The organism is Pollutibacter soli (genome assembly GCA_029269725.1).
GTDB classification, from domain to species: Bacteria; Bacteroidota; Bacteroidia; order Chitinophagales; family Chitinophagaceae; genus Pollutibacter; species Pollutibacter soli.
In genome coordinates, this window is sequence record JARJHS010000013.1 from 19,032 (window position 1) to 36,939 (window position 17,908).

11 protein-coding genes are annotated in these 17,908 nt (G+C 43.2%); 8 read left to right on the forward strand and 3 right to left on the reverse strand.

Features of this window, described 5'->3' with window-relative positions; translation table 11 throughout:
• The first annotated feature begins 126 nt into the window (after window positions 1-126).
• The 3 genes from P2W82_RS23010 (at window position 127) to P2W82_RS23020 (ending at window position 4,914) form a co-directional block, all read left to right on the forward strand.
• A complete protein-coding gene (locus P2W82_RS23010) occupies window positions 127-909 on the forward strand; it encodes a hypothetical protein (RefSeq protein WP_336518309.1) in 783 nt (260 codons plus the stop codon).
• A gap of 238 nt (window positions 910-1,147) precedes the next feature.
• The gene (locus tag P2W82_RS23015) at window positions 1,148-4,210 is read left to right on the forward strand and encodes a sensor histidine kinase (protein WP_336518310.1); all 3,063 of its coding nucleotides are present in this window, start codon (window positions 1,148-1,150) and stop codon (window positions 4,208-4,210) included.
• Between the two features lie 56 nt (window positions 4,211-4,266).
• Window positions 4,267-4,914: a response regulator transcription factor gene (locus P2W82_RS23020; RefSeq protein ID WP_336518311.1), complete on the forward strand. Its 648-nt coding sequence runs from the start codon at window positions 4,267-4,269 to the stop codon at window positions 4,912-4,914.
• 316 nt (window positions 4,915-5,230) lie between these two features.
• Here the strand turns inward: P2W82_RS23020 and P2W82_RS23025 are convergent, their stop codons facing one another.
• On the reverse strand, window positions 5,231-6,397 hold the full coding sequence (locus P2W82_RS23025; RefSeq protein ID WP_336518312.1) for an FG-GAP-like repeat-containing protein: 1,167 nt from the start codon (window positions 6,395-6,397) through the stop codon (window positions 5,231-5,233).
• Window positions 6,398-6,417: 20 nt separating this feature from the next.
• Window positions 6,418-6,621 carry a hypothetical protein gene (locus tag P2W82_RS23030; protein WP_336518313.1) on the reverse strand — a complete coding sequence of 68 codons (204 nt, stop codon included), beginning with the start codon at window positions 6,619-6,621 and terminating at the stop codon, window positions 6,418-6,420.
• A gap of 111 nt (window positions 6,622-6,732) precedes the next feature.
• On the opposite strand from P2W82_RS23030, the gene P2W82_RS23035 reads away from it, so the two are divergent.
• Window positions 6,733-7,116: a VOC family protein gene (locus tag P2W82_RS23035; RefSeq protein ID WP_336518314.1), complete on the forward strand. Its 384-nt coding sequence runs from the start codon at window positions 6,733-6,735 to the stop codon at window positions 7,114-7,116.
• Between the two features lie 344 nt (window positions 7,117-7,460).
• On the opposite strand, the gene P2W82_RS23040 is transcribed toward P2W82_RS23035, so the two are convergent.
• A complete protein-coding gene (locus tag P2W82_RS23040; protein WP_336518315.1) occupies window positions 7,461-8,357 on the reverse strand; it encodes a Nif3-like dinuclear metal center hexameric protein in 897 nt (298 codons plus the stop codon).
• A gap of 1,231 nt (window positions 8,358-9,588) precedes the next feature.
• On the opposite strand from P2W82_RS23040, the gene P2W82_RS23045 reads away from it, so the two are divergent.
• The 4 genes from P2W82_RS23045 (at window position 9,589) to P2W82_RS23060 (ending at window position 17,895) form a co-directional block, all read left to right on the forward strand.
• On the forward strand, window positions 9,589-10,551 hold the full coding sequence (locus P2W82_RS23045; RefSeq protein WP_336518316.1) for an FHA domain-containing protein: 963 nt from the start codon (window positions 9,589-9,591) through the stop codon (window positions 10,549-10,551).
• A 99-nt stretch (window positions 10,552-10,650) separates the two neighbouring features.
• Entirely contained in the window at window positions 10,651-12,039 is a 1,389-nt protein-coding gene (locus P2W82_RS23050; protein WP_336518317.1) for a PP2C family protein-serine/threonine phosphatase, read from the forward strand.
• Between the two features lie 5 nt (window positions 12,040-12,044).
• On the forward strand, window positions 12,045-13,865 hold the full coding sequence (locus tag P2W82_RS23055) for a serine/threonine-protein kinase (RefSeq protein ID WP_336518318.1): 1,821 nt from the start codon (window positions 12,045-12,047) through the stop codon (window positions 13,863-13,865).
• Between the two features lie 16 nt (window positions 13,866-13,881).
• Window positions 13,882-17,895 (forward strand): FtsW/RodA/SpoVE family cell cycle protein, encoded by a 4,014-nt coding sequence (locus P2W82_RS23060; protein ID WP_336518319.1) that lies wholly within the window; start codon window positions 13,882-13,884, stop codon window positions 17,893-17,895.
• The last annotated feature ends 13 nt before the right edge of the window (window positions 17,896-17,908 follow it).

Here is a 17,908-nt window from a genome sequence, read left to right on the forward strand (position 1 = left end):
CTGGCTTCTGCCGGGGTTTTTTCTATCCCCGAAATCGGGGACAGCTTTTATATTTCTGGTGATAGACAAATATGGCTCATCAACAGACATTCGCCGTTGATTTTAAAACCTCTAAAAACATCTGGTATGAAAATGAGCAATCTGTTGATCGTGGCTGTATTCAGTTTTTCATTTACGCTTTTTACTTCCTCGTGCAGCAAAGACAATGAAGACCCTCAGGATCAGAATTCGTATCGGTTATTCTCCAAAAGCGGCGATCTGACGAATACAATTGCCGAGTTTCGTTCGCTTGTGGGTGATCAGCTGAACACCACGCCAGGTGCCACCTCAGGCCGTCGCGAGATAAATTGGGATGGCATACCTGACAACCTGTTGAATGCAAAAATTCCTGATGACTTTTTTAACCCGACAGGACCAGGCGCTCCCGTACAAAACCAGCGCGGACTTGTGTACACCTCTGCAGGCCAATTCCAGGCGAGTAAGACGGGATTTTTCGAAGTAAATGAAGAAGCTGCAGGCGAGTTTCACTCGTTTAGCGGAAACAAAGTTTTTGCCAACATCAGCAGTAAAGTATGGGATGTTGAATTTCGTGTTGCAGGTCAAACACAACCTGCGAAAGTGAATGGCTTCGGAGTAGTTTTTTCCGATGTTGACATCGCCACGAGTACATCACTGGAGTTTTTTGACGGAAATACCAGTCTTGGAAAATTCTTCGTAATTCCACATGACGCCGGAAGCAGTTTTTCATTCCTGGGTATTCATTTCAACGCTCCAAGAATTTCCAGGATACGAGTTTCTCATGATGGGAAACTTGATGATGGGAATAAGGATATCAGCGCAGGCGGGCCATCAGACCTGGCAGTGATGGATGATTTCATTTACAGTGAACCTGTGAAAGTTGAACGTTGAACGTAGAACGTAGAACGTATGCCTAAGCTATAGCAATAGTGTTTCGAAAGTTATGGTTTTTCAAAGAGAGCATTCAGAACTTAAAGAATCAATTTTCAAAGCACAGAACTGAGTTTAATGAGTAGAGTCAGTTATTCAAATATACTTTTTGCTCAATCGGGACACAGATATTGATATCAGAAGCGTACGTTTTACCTTCAACGTTCCACCTTAAACCTTTAACTTACCTTTAGTTGCTATGCGGAAGCTGCTTACACTGTTTTGTCTGCTCAATGTTTCATTTGCATTTGCGCAGTCGCAGGCATTGTATTTCCGCAACCTGAATACTGATAATGGACTTTCAAATAATAAAGTCAATTGCATTCTACAGGATCGGCGCGGATTTATGTGGATCGGAACGGATGATGGTCTTAACCGCTATGATGGTTTTCGTTTTGAAGTATACAGACATGATGCTGCCGTTCCTTCAACCATTTCCGGCAATATCATAACAGATCTTCTGGAAGATAAAGATGGCGTAATTTGGATTGCAACCGCCGATGGAGGCCTTACCAGATTCGATTACAGAAAATCACCTGCCGAAAAATTTCGCCAGTTCAAACACAAAAGCAGTGATAGCAGCTCTATCCCCGGTAATATTGTCAATAGCATACTGGAAGATAAACTGGGCTATCTCTGGCTTGCAACCAGTGGCCAGGGCATTATACGTTTCAATAAATCCAAGGAAATTTTTGACGAGCCCGTCCGCAGCAGATCAAGAACAGTACTCGATCTTGAGCTTGATCATCTCGGCAGAATATGGGCCGGACGTCAGGGAGGTGGAATGATTACCATTGATCCACACAATTTTAAGACTGAAGAAGACGCCCGTTACGGAAACGTATACGCGAAACTTCCGCATATGGCGGTGGCGACCATATTTCGTGATAGTCGGAATATGTTGTGGCTCGGATCCTGGGATAAAGTAATCTATCAGCTCAACCCTGTAAACAAAACAGAAACAGTGATCACCCCGGAAAATCAACCCGGCAGTTATGATGGTGATGATCCACTTTCGTTTGCGGAAGACAGCCGTCAGCAGTTGTGGATCGGAGGCAAGCGAAATGGTTTGCATGTATACAATTACAACACTGGTACATTCAAGCATTACAAACATGATCCCGCCGCAGAAGGGACTATTGCAGGGAACATCGTGTACAAAGTATATATCGACAGATCGGGAATGATCTGGTTGGGGACGAATAAAGGATTAAGCATTCATGATCCCTCAGATCAACAGTTCACACAGCAATTTCTTCCTGCAGAAAAAGATGAAAATATCGCTGTGTATGATGTGATGAATAATAACTCCGAATCGCTTTGGCTGGGCACAAGTATGGGAATTTATGAAATGAATCGTGATGGACAATTCCGTAACATTCCCATGCAATTCAATGGTGAAGCACTGCACATCACAAATTTTCTTCAGCCTGATGAAAATACTTTATTCCTCGGCAGCCAGGTTTCACTATTTCTGTTTTCAAAAGAAAACGGAAAACTGCAAAGATTACCCAATACGGAGAAAGATGTGGTGATGAACAGGATCATCGAGTCGCGCGTAGTATCGATGATGATGGATACGCTGGACAATCATCCGGTGCTCATTACGCTTCCCTATGGACATTATTTAACTTATTATGACTTCACCTTAAAACAGTGGGTAAACCGACAGGATAGTATCCGGAGAATCATCAGTCGGTACAATATCCGCGATAACCTCTTAAGAAAACTTTACAAAACAAGTGACGGGAAGATCTGGGTAGCAACATCAAAAATGGGTCTGGGAGAATGGCAGCGGGGTGTTGATCCGAAATTTCATTACTACATCAACAATCCCGGCGACGAAAAAAGCATCAGCAATAATAATGTCTATGATATAGCAGAGGACAGATACGGAAACCTGTGGATCAGTACCTATGGTGGCGGGCTTCATTATTTCGATCTCCGCACCAGATCATTTCAACATATCCGGAACTCCGACAATCTTACTGAAGGTTTAAGAATTGATCTTTCAGGAAATGTTTGGGTGATTGCGAATGGCAACCTGCACAAATACGATCCGGTTCAAAAAACATATACGAGCTTTCACTTACCTGATATTGAAAAATCAGGTGGTGTACAAGGACAAATCTTTGCGGGAAAAAATGGAAAGATGATTGTGGCAGGCACGAATTATATTATTGCATTTCATCCTGATTCGATCCGGGAAGCAAATGTTCAACCAAAAGTGTTTCTGACTGACTTCAGCATATTCAATGAATCGAATAACCAGCGTCTGTACGAAAAAGAAATTGAGCTGAATTATAATCAGAATTTTTTCACGCTTGCATTTTCAGCGCCTTCGTTCCAGGCCGGAAAACCGGTTCACTATGCGCACAAGCTGGAAGGGGTAGACGAAGATTGGGTGGAGGATGGCACAAGGAATACGGTGAACTATACCAATCTTGATGGAGGGCATTACCGGTTTATGGTGAAAGCTTCCGTCAAGCCTGGTATATGGAGTACAGAAACCACTATAATTCCCATCAGGATCAATCCACCCTATTGGAAAACATTCTGGTTTTATGCCATCTGTGCTGCTTTTGTTTCATTCGCTATCTATGGAATCTATCTGTACAGGATCAATGAAATTATTCGTCGCCAGGATATCCGGAATAAAATTGCGCAGGACCTTCACGATAATGTCGGATCAACTTTGAGTTCGATTTCCGTGTACAGCCAGGTAGCAAAAATTTATAAGCAGCAACAAAAACAAGATCAGTTACAGGATACGCTTGAAAAGATTTCTTCAACTTCCAGTGAAATGATCTCGGAGATGAATGATATTGTGTGGGCAATTAATCCGCGCAACGACAATATGGAAACCATCCTCCAAAGGATGGATTCTTTCGCCCGGCCACTATTGGTAACAAAGGATATCTTTTTTCATTTTGATTTTGATCCCGATGTAAAGCATCTCAACCTGGAGATGACCAAACGCAAAAATTTCTATCTTATATTTAAGGAAGCAATCAATAACATTCTTAAATACTCCGAAGCACAAAACGTGTGGGTGGAAGTGAGACATGATCGCGATCTTGAACTGACCGTGAAGGATGATGGCAAAGGCATGGACCTGAACAGACCTACGCAGGCAAATCCCATGTCGGGCAATGGGTTACAGAATATGTACCGTCGCGCTGCTGAAATGAAAGGTGTGTGTATGATTGACTCCGGTCCCGGCCAAGGGATGACAATAAAACTACGTTTCTCCATCCCCTGATTTGGGGATTGTATACGATCCCGGAATTACTGACCTTTACCAGACAATCAAACATTATGGGACTTCGGATTGCCATTTTCGACGATAATAAGAATATAAGGGAGAGTATAAGCATGCTGTTGGCAACCGAACCCCAGTTTGATGTGGTGGGATCATTTAGTCATGTACTTGATTGCATAGATGATGTAAAGGCATGCAAGCCTGACATTGTGCTCATGGATATCGAAATGCCGGGAATGTCGGGAATTGATGCCGTGGCGCAGATCAAAAAAGAATTTCCGCACATACAGGTACTGATGCAGACGGTTTTTGAAGATGATGATCGTGTGTTTGATTCCATCTGCGCCGGGGCATCAGGATATATTCTGAAAAACTATTTAAACACTCGTCTTGTAGAAGCAATTAGTGAATTGCAATATGGTGGCTCGCCCATGAGTCCGTCTATTGCAAGAAAAGTGTTGAACAAGATGCAATCAGCAGCAAACGTGATTCGCCCACAGGAAGCCACCGATTATCAATTGACGCCTCGTGAAAAAGAAGTATTGAGTTGCCTGGTGAACGGATTAAGTTACAAGATGATTGTTGCAGAACTCAATATCAGTTACGAAACCGTGCGCTCGCACGTGAAGAAAATTTATGAGAAATTACATGTGGCCTCGCTGACGGAAGTGGTAGCGAAGGCGATACACCAGAGGATTGTTTAAACGGTAGTGGTTAAACAGCAGAATTAGCAGTAAGTAGTTAATGGTATCAAGTGAAAGTAAAAACTAATACCGATATTTTGCGTGCTCCATACGAAAAAGAAATTTCAAACCCTGATGTTGGAAACTCGTATAAGAGTGAGAATTTGGAGACCAACAATGTCGAAAATTTGCTCAGCCCTGATGGCGCAACAGACCATAAAATTGCTTTTAAATTCATTTAAGCTTTTCAAAAAAATTTCGCGAGCACTACATTCATTCGATATCCCACACCCGCAAACGCCGGTTGTCCTACTTACTACTTACTACTTACTACGTACTACTTACTTGATTTATTCCAATACACCTTCACATTCTTTGTCGCTCTTCCGGAAGCAACGATATCCGGTTTGCCATCTGCATTAAGATCAGCTACCTGGATATCTTCACAGGCAATTCCATTCTGATCGACCCAGGCGGTTATCCAGTTTCGGGTATCCTTTCCTGTGAGGTAATACATCCTGATACCTGTCTCGTTGGTTCCATTCGGGCCACGCCAGCCGGCAACGATCTGCTCTGATCCGGTACCAAGAAAATCTGCAACACCCAGCGCATGACCTTCTTTGATATTCGTGTCCAGCACTAATCTTTCCATTTTGTTTCCCGGGTGATACACAACGATATTGTTACCATGCATTGGCTCTACTGTTGCTACAAAATTTGCATTTCCACCTGCCTCTCCTACTTTAATTTCTCCTGCACCATGATCTATTCCTGAAAACATTTTTGCGTCATACCACTTTCTTCTCGGTATCGTATCGCCTATAAACCGCACCCCTTCTGCTGAAGCAATATAAATTCCCGTTGCCTGTTTGTTCTTTGCAGATATGTATGGATGAAAGTTGTGCGTCATATGATGCGATGAATCGAGAAGATACAAAGGCCAGTCGCTGTCTTTTTGAACAGGCACACTATAGGCAAGAAATTTTACACCCGCACCCTTGCCTGACACATTACCGCGCCCATGCAAGGGAAGTACAAGCAGAAAATACTTTCCATCATTTGCCTTTACCCACCGCATACGATGCACAGTTGGCTCATGCGCCAGCCTGATAGGCGTCCAGCTCTTCGTAAGATCAGCCGGACGTTGCAGATAAAAAACAGCACCAGACTCCTCGGCATTCGAAGTCTCTCCGGGATTCCATTGTGCACCTACAGCAACTTCTGCTTTTCCATCGCCATCAATATCGGCAGCAGCAATGCAGACATTATCATATTTTGTGAGATTTTCCGCCATCACCGTTTTCTTCCAGTCCGGATTGCGATACCAGACAATCTGTTTTTTATCGGCTAACAAAATATCGGTTCTGCCATCACCGTCCACATCCGCTAATGCCAGACCATAACCGATGCTGATACTGGAATCAATTGTCTGTGCTTTAAATGTTGGTCGTGGCTGCGCATTCATCAATGAACCAAGCCAGAAAATCAAAGGGAGGCAAAACATATCAATGTTGTTTTTGGTAATTAAAGTCTTTCCTGACCGGGATCTTCTGTCGAGTCCGATCTTCTGCGAACACGTTGTGGTGATTCGCTTTTGTTGAGATTCTCTTCCAGGATTTTCTTATCCTTCCGGTTAGCACGAAGAAACCAAATCAATCCAATAATAAATGCAATCATTACTACACCAATCATTATAATGGCCTTAAAATTCAGTCCCGATTCTTCCATCATCCCCGTTTTATGTGGTTCAACCGGCTAATTTCCGATTTCATCATGATTTCATACGGCATTGACGTGACAGCAACCGGATATTTTTACCTTTCCTTAAAATTATCATTTATGGACAGCAATACCAACAGTATCAACTGGTTTGAAATTCCAGTGAAAGACATGGCCAGAGCAAAACATTTTTATCAGACCATCTTTGGCATCCATATGGAGGAAATGGAAATGGGCGGAATGTTAATGGCAATGTTTCCATATAATAATGGTAGCGGGAAAGTGTCAGGCGCATTGGTGAAAAGCGATTATCAACATCCTTCACTTGATGGAACCCTGGTGTATCTGAATGCCAATCCTGCCATGGATGATATTATTGAAAGAATCAAAAATGAACATGGTGAAATCATCATGGATAAAACGCTGATCACTCCTGAGATTGGCTATATGGCTTATTTTTTAGATACGGAAGGAAACAGGATGGCGTTGCATTCTCAGCAGTAAGTAGAGAGTGGTAAGTAGTAAGTAGGGACAACTTTTTTTAGGACGTGACAGACAGCCGGCGCTTGTGTGAAAAATCAGAGATCTTTGTTAGTGTTCCAGTCAGAGTCAGATTATGATGATCATTGATACTTGGAACACCAACAGAAATGAAGATTGAACGCCTTTTTGTTTCGAATGATATTAATGCCCGGTTTTAGTAGAGACAACGCCTGCGTTGTCTCTACTAAAAACATCTACCAGGAATGTTTCCACCTTCGAATACTTGCTACTAAATCCTGCAAACTATTTCTCCTGCCCTGCCGGCCTGCAGGCGGGCTCCCCCACTCCCACCTTATGCCATTCTTCTACAACCACTGAAACGGATCCGGCGTAGGAATATGTTTCACCGGAACTCCCGGTGCTTTGCCCGGCAACCATCCAGCGAGCCATTCCATTCCCGGTTCTTCACTCACCGCGTGCCCCAATAAAATCAATGACATTTTTTTTCCCAGCGCTTCGGCATCGCGGATATATTCTGCAGTTTCCCATTCACGCAATTCACCACAAACAATGACATCCGGTTGTAAAGACTCTGCAGCGCTCATTTGCCGCTGACCACCCGGAGCTCCTGGTAATACCGCAATTTTTGAACAGGATTGTTTCTGATCACCAATTACCCGGAGATGTTTGATTTTTAATTTCGATTTGAAATCGGCCACCAGTTGCGCAAGATTTGTCGAAGGAATATTGATCAGCCCATTGCTTTGCGGATCATATTTTTCCCATCCCATTTTTTTCACAACGCCATACCTTACACTATCCGGCTTGAACGAGTGCAGGTAATCATGCAAACGCCAGACGGCAATTTTATTTTCATTCAATAACGCGAGCTTCTTCTGCGCAACATCATTATTTCCCGCCCAATCCAGCTCATCTGCATGATTATAAAATGTAGGTTCGTGCGCAATGATGAAATTTGATTTCAACGCGATCGATTGCCTTATAATATCGACAGTAGCGAACATTGTTGTAACAATTCCGGTTACCTGTTGATCTGCATTCCCGCTTTTCAATGTATCTACCGTCTGACTAAACGGCGCACCGGGAATTTCTTTATAAATGATATTCATGATGTCACCAACAGTAAATGATTTACTGTTGGAACGCAGTTGATCATCTTTTGCAATCGCTGGTATTGCAATTATTCCTGCCGTTGCATTCACGGAAAGATTTATCATCTGCCGACGGGTGAGGTTAGTCATGTTTTAGATTTCATTTGAAGTTAGTGTTTAAAATATTTAGGGAGAAATAAGCCTTCGGCTTCGATTAACAGCTGTAACGCAGAGTGCGTGGAGGAATACAAGCAGAGGATGCAGAGGAAAATCACCTTTTTGATTGGAGCTTGAATACAATTAAGAGCAGGAAACCAAAGGCATTTTCAATAAATGTTTTTTTTTTGATTGCCACTTTATTCTTCACCGCGAAACTCCGTGGGCTGTTCTCCGAGTCCTCCGTGTCCTGCATTTCAAATCTCGCCGCAGGCGATCATCACTTTGTAAATTCAATAGCAGAGATTTATTAGCTATTTGCACCAAAGAATTTCCTTCATTCACATTTTGTTTTGGAAATATTCTCCGAAACTCTCCGCGGGCTGTTTCTCCGCGTCCTCCGCGTCCTGCATTTCAAATCTCGCCGCAGGCGATCATCACTTTGTAAATTCAATAGCAGAGATCTATTAGCTATTTGCACCAAAGAATTTCCTTCATTCACATTTTGTTTTGGAAATATTCTCCGAAGCACTCCGCGGGCTGTTTCTCCGCGTCCTCCGTCCTGCATTTCAAATCTCGCCGCAGGCGATCATCACTTTGTAAATTCAATAGCAGAGATCTATTAGCTATTTGCACCAAAGAATTTCCTTCATTCACATTTTGTTTTGGAAATATTCTCCGAAACTCTCCGCGGGCTGTTTCTCCGCGTCCTCCGTGTCCTGCATTTCAAATCTCGCCGTAGGCGATCGTCAACATTGTCAATTGATTAGCAAATACCCAGTTATTTATTTTAATCAATAAATTTTTCTCATTCACACTTCATCTTTAAAACATTCTCCGCGCCCTCTGCGGGCTGCTCCTCCGCGATCTCCGCGCTATGGCTGTTTACAAAGGCCGCAGGCCCCACAACCACATTAACAAATTCTTCTCACTCTCATAAAGCACATTAACAATTGCCATCAGTCCGATAGCAAACAAGCATATCGTTTACGTGCAGGAGATGAATTCTTTAAAGTTTTGTTATTAGAAAAATGTGTTACAATAAAACATTCGTTTTGGAATTTATAGAAAGCAGAGGCTGCAAAAAAAGTATCCTGTGAAAATTGAAACTCTGATTCGTTAAGGAAAACCCAACAGCCGATCCTATACCATCTTTCTAAGAAAAACCAACTGTTTCTCCGGCCCGGAAGATTCGTTAATCTGATTAAGAAAAGAAAGATTTTTTATGAAACGAAAACCGGCAAATTTTTTTGAAAGCCTCAGGTCCTTTATCATTCCTGAAAACCGAATCCAGTCAGCGCCCGTTACAAATAAAGATATCCTCGAAGAACTGGTGGCGTGTTTTGATCATTCATGCCATACCGAACCCGTTGGAAGCTGTCTGATGTTCAACATGCATTATGTGATCATCCTCCATCCTGATATCTATGAACAACGACTTGCTTCTATGCCCGTCATTGTGAAGGAGACGGTGAAAGTTTTCTACAGCCGTATCCAGCAACTGCAGAAAAAGTACAGTGATATTTCACCGGTCTCCTCGCAATGGCATTTTCGTTTTGGTCCAGGAGCAGAATTTTTTCAGGACAAAATAAATCCGTCCGACATACGCGTGATCGGTATGCTCACCGGCGCAAAGCCAGGCGGGGCATCAATTTCAGAGCGTCAGTCTACCGCGCGCGTAACCATGAAAGTGAAGGCCACCAACGTCTTTGACAAAATGGATATCAATATAGACCTGCTCCGTCACATTCATTTTATTGAAAACGGACATTTCACTGTCAGGTACCAGCCAGATTTCAGTATCCCTTCTACAACTGCTCCTGCTATTGCAAGAACAATGTTGCAGGACCTTGCGAAAATTGAAATTTTCAATGCAGGAAGCAATCGATCTGATACCTATATTATGCGTGACAAAGAAATTGTGATCGCGCGAAAAGAAGACAGTAACACGGGATACAATAATTATTTACTTATCGATTCCGGTTTTGTTTCCAATCCTCATGCACGCATAAGATTCAACGACCGATCGGGACAGTTCCAGATCGCTTCTTTCAGCGGACAGGAAACCCGTGTAGACGAAACCGTTATCGAACGCAGTGAAGCAGGATCGCCGCAATGGATCGATCTGAAAGACAAATGCCAGATACTGCTCAACGGAATGATCACGCTCGATTTTAAAAAGTCTTAACAAAATGACGGATATCCTTCTTTCCATTGCCCTGTTCTCATTTGCTGCTGTACTCCTGATACGCCATTTTAAAAATTTACCCAGGTAAAAATTCGGCATATGCATTTCAACGGAAATACCCATCCGGGAAAAAGAAGAAAAGAAAACCAGGACGCCTATGGCTGCAAACTGTTGTGGGACCGGGACAAGGTTTTACTGATCGTGGTAGATGGAGTCGGTGGCTACGCAGGTGGTGAAAGGGCAGCAGAAATTGCCAGAGAATCGATAGAAGAATATATGATTTCTCCGAAAGGAGATTTGCTGACTATGCTTCGCGAAGCAGTTTTACACGCGAACAACCGCATTTTTGAAGAGAGAAAAATTAATCCTGAGTTTTTTGAGATGTGTTGTGTGCTGACAGCTGTGGTGACTGACATGCATGCCGGCTGTTTTCATTACGTACACGTAGGTGACACTAGGCTTTATCGCTTCAGGAATGGGTCTCTTCAAAAAATAACCAGGGATCATTCATTTGTGGGTATTCGTGAAGATGCAGGAGAACTGACTGAAGCGGAGGCAATGAAACATCCGCAACGCAACGAGATCCTTCGCGAAGCAGGCTCTACCATTCATCGGATGGATGATGAAGATTTTCTAGACTATGGAAGTGGAGATTTTATCTATGGTGATCAGCTGTTACTATGCAGTGACGGCCTTACAGATATGTTACCCGCAAGCCAGATAACGGAGGTTCTCAACACTCATCGCCCCGTTGGAGAAAAAGTGAATGAACTTATTCAGAAAGCCAACGAAATGGGCGGCTTTGACAATATCACAGTGGTGATGATCCGTCATAACCGGAAGACAGAAAAAAAACAAATGCCTAAGCCGCCAGCCGATGAAGCAAACAAAAAAGAAAAGTTCACTGAGATTACTGAAAATGAAAACAAATCAGTACTGAGTAAATTTTCAATGAAAAGGATCCTGCTTCGCTCAGCTTTATTGTTGATTTTTTTCGCGGGAACCAGCTGGTATTTTTTTGCATTTGAAGAAGAACCTGAGCAAGCAGTAATCACGCTACCACACCAGGAAATCAAGGTTCGCGACAGTGTAAGAGAAAATATGCTGTACACAATACGTAGCAGTCATCCGGCTTTGCCCGGACCTGTTGATTCCATGCGGAGTGATACGATACGGATCTCAGAAACAAAACACCTGGTCGATCTGCAAAAGCAGGCTGATAGTTCAAATGTGTTGTTGGTGGTTGTGCCGGCAAAAGCAAAACCAAAATTTCCGGCTGCATCTGTATCGGCAAACGAAGCTGACTCCGGATCAGTTGTAACCGTGAAGAATATTCATTTCCATGATTTCGAAACTGCCATCCAGCTTTCCGTACCCGTTACCATCCAACTGGAAAACGTTCTCTTCGATAATATAGCCAATCCTATAAAAAATAACCGACCCGGAACTAAGAATAAACAATTATTACTCACCCTTTCGAATCCTTAAATCCAATGGCTACGTCAGTGTTCAGAGATTATTTCAGGGGGTATGAGATTCTTGGAGAACTGGGCCGTGGTAACGCGCGGGTTCTCAAAGCCAGGCACACCGAAACAGGAAAACTGGTCGCTATAAAACATTTCAGCTTCAACTCTGATGAAGAATTGCTGCGTCGTTTTCAGCAGGAGTCTGCTATTATGAAATCCCTGCAACATCCCAATGTTGTAAAAATCATCGATGTTCAGCTGAATGCAGATCTTCCCTTTATCGTTATGGAACTGATTGAAGGTGGTGATCTCAGAAGTCTTTTAAAAACTTACGGTTCACTCAAAACGGAAGAAGTGGTATTGCTCGCGCGACATATGACAGACGCGCTGGAATTGATTCACTCTAATAACATCATACACCGGGATATCAAACCGGAAAATATCATGTACCGGAGAACGGAAAACGGCGAACTGCTTTTTCTGCTCACCGATTTCGGAATCGCTAAAGTGCGTGAACAGAGCGACAGGATTACCGTTACAGGAGCTTCCATGCTGACTTATGAATACGCATCCCCTGAGCAATTCAACCATGCAAAAAAAGTATCTACCCCGGCGGATTTCTATTCACTGGGCGTGGTACTGTATGAATGCATAACCGGTTCTGTACCCTTCGACTATCATGAAGAAGAGCTCCTGCCCTATATTCACAGGGTGCTGAGTTCTCCCGTACCCATTCCTTTTAAACCTGGTGGTCGCGGAATACCCAATGCGTTAAGACAATTGCTTCATGGCTTGCTCGAAAAAAGTACCCGTGAAAGAATTGCTGATGTAGCACTCATCAAGAATCTGCTTTACCAGGCTTCGATCGAAAATGAACAGGAAGTGTTGCCGGTATCCACATCATCATCTGTAAATAAAACAATTCCATTCACCCAACTGTCAGCAAAAACAATAAAATATCAGACGGAAAACAAAGTCCCGAAATCGAATGGTTCAAAAATTCTGAAGACATCATTGATCCTTTTCGCAGGAATGGTGGTTTTCTGGATATTAAAAGCAGGGCAGACCATACTCGGTTTTGAAATTGATAATGGCAGAAAACAAAACAGCGACATCACCTTACCTGCTTCGCAAAAAAAAGATGTACTGGCAGATGTAAATAAAAGTCTGGCATCATTAACACAGGGTGAAAACAATGGGCATGAAAACGACGCATCAAATCTTTACAACACCAGGTCCGCAAACCATCTGCCATTCGGAGCTTCTTCTCAACAGCCCGATGACAGCGGCATTCAGATGAACAATGACATTTATTATAATGACTTCGCAGATTCAGACGATACTATCTGGAAAAGTGAAGAAGCTGAATCAGAATTCCGCCTTGAAAATGGTAAGTATATTATCAAAGGAACTGCGGATACATTCACTTATCATTCTTCAGTGAAAATAAACCTGGATACAAAAAAAGATTTCAGCATAACTGCCACGGCAACCCGCATAGAAGGAGAAACATCGTATGGATATGGCCTGAATTTCTGCGGTGATACAGACCAGGACAGCTACCATGTTTTTTATATTTCCTCCAATGGATATTTCTCCATCCGATCGTGGGAAAAAGATCACTGGAACGTAATGGTCGACTGGACCAAATCAAATTTTATAAGGCCGGGACGCGAAATGAATACGCTCGGCATCGAAAAACACGACAACAATATCATTTTTCTGATCAATGATCAACCCGAGAAAATCATCCCTTTCCATGGTGCATTCGGAAATTATTTCGGATTTCGTGTGGATGGAAACCAAACTGTTGCATTTGATCAATTGCTTGTAAAAGGAAGTTTATAACCCTAAAGATTTTATCATGTCGGTAAGGGAAAGAAATAACAGGATTCACAACGGCCGTGAAGCATTCCTGATGCTCACAGGTTCCGCTGTCATACTAATGCTCTTATTCTACAGACTCTATCTCACGATCATACCATCGCTTGAACGTACGGAGTCTGAAATGCAGAAAAACAATGCAGTTCTGCTGGATGAAAACGTACAGCCGGAAACCATCTATCTCGCTTTAAAAAAAGGAAACTATTTCCGTGATGAAAATGATATGCGGCTGGTTTCCGATTCACTTGCTGCAAAATTGAAATCAGGACTTGAACTGCCAAACCTTGGCGCGCTTAATAAATCACAATTTCAGGTCCGTGTACCAGCAGTGACAGACTCATCAAAAACAGGGTCTTCTCTTCGTGAAAGATTACTTGCATCCAGGATCAGGCTTGGATTTGATTCCGCCCTTTTTGAATCAGAATTATATAGACCGATAACTCATCCTTCATCAGTAAAAATCGCGGATGGTGATAAATCGATCCGTGGAAACATCAGCGCGGGAAATAAAAGTCTGAATGGTGTATTGGTTCAATTGAAAGAACATTTTGGCGATCCGGCGCTGGATTCATCACGATTGCGCAACTGGTTTGCAAGAACCGGAGCAAATGGTGAATATGAGTTTACCGGTCTTCATACCGATTCGGGCTATAGCGTACTTCCGCTAAAACCTGGCTTTGAATTCGGTGCCAGGAAAGGCAGTGCCTGGTTAAAGAAAAATGCCAGTTACGACTTCAATGGAAAACCACATACAATCCCGCTTTTGGGAACTGCTGCTTATGGGCAAATCAGGGAGGATGGCGTATTCATGGTAAGAACACCGGAAAGTTTCCGCACCATCTATTGGCTGATTGCGGGCTCCCTGATCTTTTCTTTTTTTATCGCACAGCTTGTTGCTGTTTTTAGAAAACAGCAACCTGACCCGTTTTTATTACCCGTACTCCTTCTGTTATGCGGTATTTCCATTTTGCTGATGTTCAGTATCCAGGATCCCCTGGCTGATACGCTTTATGCATCACAGGTTCTGCAAGGCGTGATTGTTGGACTGTTTGCTTACAGCATTTTTTCTGCTGTCAACATCAGCCGTATGCACAGCAAATGGTGGTTTGATTTTCTGTTTAACTTCAAACAAAAGCAGACCTATGCCTTGCGTGGCTGGACCTGGCTCGCGCTTGCTGTCTTACTTTCTCTGGTGACATTATTTTTTGGAACCGGACCCGAAGGAAGTGGTGTTAAAGTAAATCTCCGTCTTGGACCACTGTTGTTTCAACCAGGAGAGATCACCAAATATCTGCTGCTGATTTTTCTCGCGGCATTTTTTGCATCAAACTTTGAAAAGCTCCGTAATTTTTCGGATATCCGTTGGCGTTTTTTAACCAGCTGGACAGTATTGATATCCATCGCTGCGATTCTTTTTATTTACCTGTTGATGGGTGATATGGGTCCGGCGCTCGTCGTGTGCTTTACGTTCCTGTTTTTCTATTGTATAGCGCGGGGGAATCTTCTGTTCACGTTGCTCACGGGACTCGTATATGGTGTTTTATTATGGTTAATGCCACCACTTGTAGCAACAGCTGCCTGCTTCGCCTGGGTGATTGTTATATCGTTTCTGCTTGGGCATATGAAATCCATGCGCTGGTACGGTTTCGCTGCGGTAATTGCTGATGCACCAGTAATCATCATGCTGGTAATTGCAGCATTCGTTTTTGGCGAACAGGTTCCCGGTATCGGCAGCAGGCTAGCCGATCGTAAGGCGATCTGGCAAAGTCCCTGGGACAATGATGTGTATGGTGGAGATCACGTAGCTCATAGTTACTGGACGATGGCTTCCGGTGGCCCTTCGGGAACAGGTATCGGTCGTGGCTACCCGAACACCATGCCGGCAGCGCATACCGATATGATCCTTCCTTCTATTGGCGAAGAACTGGGCTGGACCGGGCTGGTTGCCATATTCCTTTTATTTGGCATTCTTATTCATCGCATATTTCTTTTTGCAAGAAAATCGGGACATCCATTTTCATTTTATCTCTCCGCAGGGATCGGTATCGCATTAGGGCTACAGCTTCTTTTAATCGCAGGTGGTTCTATAGGGCTTCTTCCGCTCACAGGTATCACCGCACCATTCCTTAGCTACGGCAAAATATCGCTGATCATCAATCTTGCTGCGCTGGGTATAGTTGCAGGAATTTCTGCAAGACCGGGTAAACAAAAACAGCAGGAATTCATCAGCAAACATCATGATCCGGTTTTGATCACAGGAATCAGTTTCTTCCTGATTGGGATATTGATATTGTCAGTACAGTTATTTAGAATACAGATTTCATCACGGGATGAATTTCTTGCAAAGCCGTCGCGTGTCATCATGAAAAATGGATTGCCGATTTACAGCTACAATCCGAGGATTAACAAACTGATGAACCTGGTCGCTGCCGGAAATATCTATGACAGGAATGGAGTACTGGTAGCAACCAGTGAAAAACAGGATCTGATCAGGTCGCTGGATGCTCTACATAAAGCAGGTATCCCTGAAAAACAATTGGAAGAACTCAGCCATTCCCGAGTAAAAAGATATTATCCGTTTGAAGAAGATCTTTTTTATTGGACGGGGGACTATAATAGCAAAATTTTCTGGGGACAGAATAATGGCTATTTCGCCGAAGCCCGACATCTCACTGCGTTGCGTGGTTATGGCGTGAGCAGAATTAAAATTGATTCAGTCCATGTAAATTATCAACCCGACAGATTTACAAAACCATTTTTGCAGGGAAATCAGTTGCTGAGATATGATTTCGCATCGCTGGTCAATGGATTGAAACATCCTATCGATAGTACAAATCCTGATGTGATTGAAATCAGATCCAAAGACAGGAATATTCAGCTTGCCGTCGATGCCTCACTCCAAAAAGAAATACAGGACTCTCTACAGCAAAGCAGGTTCAACAACAAAAGGATGTCAGTTGTTGTACTCGATGCATCTACTGGTGATCTTCTGAGTTCAGCCATGAATCCCTTACCCAATCTGCAATCACCGGAGCTGATGGATCTTCCTGAACGTGAAAAATTATTACTCCCCACTCCGATTTCCGATCGTGATCCGGGAATGACATATGCCACTGCACCAGGATCGACTGTAAAAATTCTTACAGCGCTTGCAGGCCTCAACAAACTGGGAACAGATGCTGCCGCGGTGAAATACAATGATATCAGTCGCAATGAAATTTTTCGCGACAATCCAACCGAGCAGGAACCATTTGTGCCGAAAGTAAAATTTGTGGACATGCACGAAGCCATCGTGCATTCGAGTAATATCTTTTTCATCCGTCTCGCCAACGATTACGATCTCGAGGACCATATGGCGGCGTTGTACAAAGCCACAGGCATGAATCTGCATCAAACAGGAGGTTACAATTATCGTCCAACGGAAGATCATCAGCAGGAAGAAGCATCCTATGCGATATGGAGAAACGGTGCATTGAAGAAAGATCGTCGCGCATACCTTAATCCAGAATACAAAGGAAAAACGAAAAGATACCGCAGTGATTTTTCCGGTCTTGCCTGGGGACAAAGTGTTCTCACCTCAACCCCTGCATCGATGGCGCGTATGGCGGGAGCAATTGCCAACGAAGGAATGCTGATGCCGTCAAGATATACACTTGTCGAAGCGGGTCAGACCAATGTTCCTGCAAAAGGTGTGATGGTAGCGGCTGATTCATCGTATGCAGGCATCATCAAAAAATTCATGTACGAACAATCGAACGCAGGTAAACAAAAAATTAAGAGTGTTAAAGTAGCGGGTAAAACAGGCACACCTGAAAGGATCATTCGTGGTGAACGAATGTCGGATGGCTGGTATGTTTTCTTCGCGCCAACACCAGAGAAAAAATCAAATACAGTAGTATGTATCCGAATCGAAGAAGGTTTAAGTTCTGCCAATGCTGTGTTGGTTGCAAATACTGTAGCAGACATTCTTGCGAAAAGAAAATACATGGAATAACCAATTAAAATAA

Coding starts and splice junctions, on each gene's coding strand:
- P2W82_RS23020 (WP_336518311.1), top strand. CDS start 4,267: ATGGGACTTCGGATTGCCATTTTCGACGATAATAAGAATATAAGGGAG.
- P2W82_RS23025 (WP_336518312.1), bottom strand. CDS start 6,397: ATGTTTTGCCTCCCTTTGATTTTCTGGCTTGGTTCATTGATGAATGCG.
- P2W82_RS23055 (WP_336518318.1), top strand. CDS start 12,045: ATGGCTACGTCAGTGTTCAGAGATTATTTCAGGGGGTATGAGATTCTT.
- P2W82_RS23060 (WP_336518319.1), top strand. CDS start 13,882: ATGTCGGTAAGGGAAAGAAATAACAGGATTCACAACGGCCGTGAAGCA.
- P2W82_RS23015 (WP_336518310.1), top strand. CDS start 1,148: ATGCGGAAGCTGCTTACACTGTTTTGTCTGCTCAATGTTTCATTTGCA.
- P2W82_RS23050 (WP_336518317.1), top strand. CDS start 10,651: ATGCATTTCAACGGAAATACCCATCCGGGAAAAAGAAGAAAAGAAAAC.
- P2W82_RS23010 (WP_336518309.1), top strand. CDS start 127: ATGAAAATGAGCAATCTGTTGATCGTGGCTGTATTCAGTTTTTCATTT.
- P2W82_RS23035 (WP_336518314.1), top strand. CDS start 6,733: ATGGACAGCAATACCAACAGTATCAACTGGTTTGAAATTCCAGTGAAA.
- P2W82_RS23030 (WP_336518313.1), bottom strand. CDS start 6,621: ATGGAAGAATCGGGACTGAATTTTAAGGCCATTATAATGATTGGTGTA.
- P2W82_RS23040 (WP_336518315.1), bottom strand. CDS start 8,357: ATGACTAACCTCACCCGTCGGCAGATGATAAATCTTTCCGTGAATGCA.
- P2W82_RS23045 (WP_336518316.1), top strand. CDS start 9,589: ATGAAACGAAAACCGGCAAATTTTTTTGAAAGCCTCAGGTCCTTTATC.